We start from the raw sequence: 3,231 nt of genomic DNA, 5'->3' as shown, positions 1-3,231 counted from the left end.
TGAATCTGCGAAATAAAAAAACAGCGACCCGAGGGTCGCTGTTTGATTTAAAAGAATTAGGTCTTAGCTTTCTTGCTGAATACCTGCAACTAACCAGTCCTGATTAGAGCCAGCAGGTTTCACAAAGTGCCAAATTTCCGCAAATGGCTGTGGCAAGCTGTTCAAGTCTTCGCTCACAGTACCTGTAAAGCGTACGCTCACTACGTATTGACCATTTTCATTGGCAGAATCGACTACCATAGCATTCAGGTTAGAGAACTCAGCCACGTCCTGATCCTGGTTCGCCATGATGTCGTTGTACATTGACTGGTACAGATCAGGAGTCAGGTAACGCTTGATTTCTGAAATGTTGCTTGCCGTATTCATAGACTGAATATGATTAAAACGCTGACGCGCAACACGCAGGAACGCAGCAGGTTCAGTGCCATCAGGCAGCTGGTTGCCACTGTTGGTGTAGGCTGCGCCAAACGGAGCATTGTTCACTGGCGCAGAACCAAATGGTGCATTATTGGTTGGCGCACTGCCACCGACATTTTGACCAAAGATATTGGTGTTATCACCACCGCGAGGAGGTGTTTGACCAAATGGCGCTGCATTACCAGCACCACTGTTTGGCGCGTATGGATTAGAAGCTAGTTTTTTTTTTGCGCCCATCTTGCGGAAAATGAAGAAGGCAACAGCAGCAGCGAGTAAGATCCAGATCCAGCCTGGAATACCACCTTTTTCCTCTTGCTGTTGAGCTGCTTGAGCTTCAGACGCTGCTTGTGCATCTTTATCATCAGCCAGGGCATTCGCCGCTACCGCACCAATTGCAGCACCTGCCACACCCGCTGCCACCATGCCACCAACACCTGAACCAGATTTCTGTTGTGTCGCTGCACCAGCAGTCGGTGCCTGTTGTACAGGAGCGGTCTGGCGAGGTTGCTGATAAGACTGAGTCGGTGCAGCAGAACGTTGCATACCGTGGCTTTTACCACCACCGGCACGTTTTGCTTCAGCAGCCAGAGGAGCAACTAATAATGCTGCAGTCAATAAACCCGCGATCAAACCGCGCTGTCGAACTTCCATTCAATTTTCCTATAAAAATAAAACTTCATTGAGCTTTATAGTTATATAGGCTTTCAATGGAATTTCAATCAAAAATCTGTATTTTTTAATCAAAAGAAAAATCTAAATGTCCAGATTCAGGATTAAAGTTCATCACTTAAAGTCATCGCTTCTGTGAGGGCTTCATGCAAGCGGGCAACCGCAATAAAGCGGACACCCGGTACTTCTTTTTGCGGGGCATTGGCACGTGGAAGAATGATGTATTTAAAGCCGTGCTTGATGGCTTCTTTGAGACGTTCTTGACCGTTTGGAACTGGGCGGATTTCTCCTGACAGACCCACTTCACCAAACACCGCCAGTTGCTGTGGCAGAGCCTTACCACGAATACTTGATGCACAGGCAAGCAGAACAGCCAAGTCGGAACCGGTTTCGGTAATCTTTAAACCGCCAACAATATTCACATAGACGTCCTGTCCGGAAGTCTGCACGCCGCCATGACGATGCATCACGGCAAGCAGCATATTCAGACGGTTCTGTTCCAGACCAAGCGCTACCCGGCGTGGCTGACCATGAGCATCATCGACCAAAGCCTGTACTTCAACCAAAAGCGGGCGTGTGCCTTCACGGCTAATCATCACGATGGAACCGGGAATGGCTTCATCATAACGACTGAGGAAAATCGCAGAAGGATTGGAGACTTCACGCAGACCTTTGTCTGTCATACCGAAAACACCTAGTTCATTCACCGCACCGAAACGGTTTTTTACCGCACGGATCATGCGGTAGCGAGAATCGGACTGACCTTCGAAATACAGGACGCAGTCGACCATGTGTTCCAGCACACGCGGGCCGGCCAGTGCACCTTCTTTAGTGACGTGACCGACAATAAACAGGGCAGTGCCGCTGTTCTTTGCAAAGCGAGTGAGTAGAGCAGCAGATTCACGGATCTGTGATACGCCACCTGGTGCAGATTGCAGAGTTTCGGTATATAAAGTCTGAATCGAATCCAGAATGGCGACAGCAGGGCGTTCCTGTGCCAGCACTTCACAGATACGTTCGACACAGGTTTCTGCCATAACTTTGAGATGTTCAGTTGGTAGGTCCAAACGCTGGGCGCGTAATGCAACCTGTGACAAAGATTCCTCACCCGTCACGTACAACGCCGCGCTATTCCGAGCCGCCATATGCGTCGCGGTCTGTAGCAGAATGGTGGATTTACCAATCCCTGGGTCACCACCGATCAGTACCACGGAGCCAGTAACCAGACCGCCACCAAGGACACGGTCAAATTCACCGATCCCGGTAGGCATACGAGTTTCATGTGAAACCGAAACTTTATTTAGTGTGGTAATGGCTGATGCCTGTCCGGCATAACCACCGACTTTCGGCTGGGCACGGTGTGTCGTTGCAGGGGCAAGGGTGACTTCCAGCAGGCTGTTCCATTCCCCACATTCAGCACACTGACCAGACCATTTCGGATGATCTGCACCACATTGCTCACAACGATAGACACTTTTTGCTTTAGCCATAGTTTCCGAAAAATAAAATAGAGGGAATGGGGCTACAGCATAGCGGTGAATGAAGAAAATTGCCAAGAGATTGATTGCAAATTCAGCAGCTTTGCGTCAAGCAATGACGTCGATAAATCTGCAGATCTACATATCCATAAAATATTCTCTATAATCGGATGAATCATCACGGGAACAGGAAACCGGATATGCCACAATTACTACAACATATCGATGCGATTGCACGTGAAAAAGGCCGTGATGTTTTATTTGTTCATTTTGAAAATTATGAACATAACAATGCTGAGGCTGAATCCTATCATCTGCGTCAAAATTTAATGGAATGGCTACAGCAAAAACAAATTACCTTCACACCCTGTATGGGAATCGAACAGCCGGGCGTGATTGAAAGTTATTCCGGTGATCTTTATATCGATGTGCCATTTGATGAAGTCGATTCAACATATCAAATACTCAGTGATCATCTCGAAGACACCGAAGGCGAAATGAAAATTCCTGGCGTACTGTTCTTTGTCTTGTCTCTGGAAACTGCGCTGGAGATTGAAGCAGACCGTGAGGATTTTCTGAATTGTGAACTCAATCATGATGAAGATGAATTTTCCGGTCGTCTCAACTGATCTCATTTAGAAAATTGTGTCTTGTCCTGAAATAGATT

General features: G+C 47.6%; 3 protein-coding genes. 1 reads left to right on the top strand and 2 read right to left on the bottom strand.

Features of this window, described 5'->3' with window-relative positions:
• Positions 1-63 precede the first annotated feature (63 nt).
• A complete protein-coding gene (locus GW12_RS02310) occupies positions 64-1,068 on the bottom strand; it encodes a Tim44 domain-containing protein (RefSeq protein ID WP_034582887.1) in 1,005 nt (334 codons plus the stop codon).
• Positions 1,069-1,190: 122 nt separating this feature from the next.
• Positions 1,191-2,576 (bottom strand): DNA repair protein RadA, encoded by a 1,386-nt coding sequence (gene radA / locus GW12_RS02305; RefSeq protein ID WP_034582883.1) that lies wholly within the window; start codon positions 2,574-2,576, stop codon positions 1,191-1,193.
• A gap of 188 nt (positions 2,577-2,764) precedes the next feature.
• Between radA and GW12_RS02300 the strand changes: the two genes are divergently transcribed.
• Positions 2,765-3,193 carry a hypothetical protein gene (locus GW12_RS02300; protein ID WP_034582882.1) on the top strand — a complete coding sequence of 143 codons (429 nt, stop codon included), beginning with the start codon at positions 2,765-2,767 and terminating at the stop codon, positions 3,191-3,193.
• Positions 3,194-3,231: the final 38 nt, after the last annotated feature.

Source organism: Acinetobacter sp. HR7 (assembly GCF_000773685.1).
GTDB classification, from domain to species: domain Bacteria; phylum Pseudomonadota; class Gammaproteobacteria; order Pseudomonadales; family Moraxellaceae; genus Acinetobacter; species Acinetobacter thermotolerans.
This window is presented reverse-complemented; position numbering and strand designations above follow the sequence as displayed.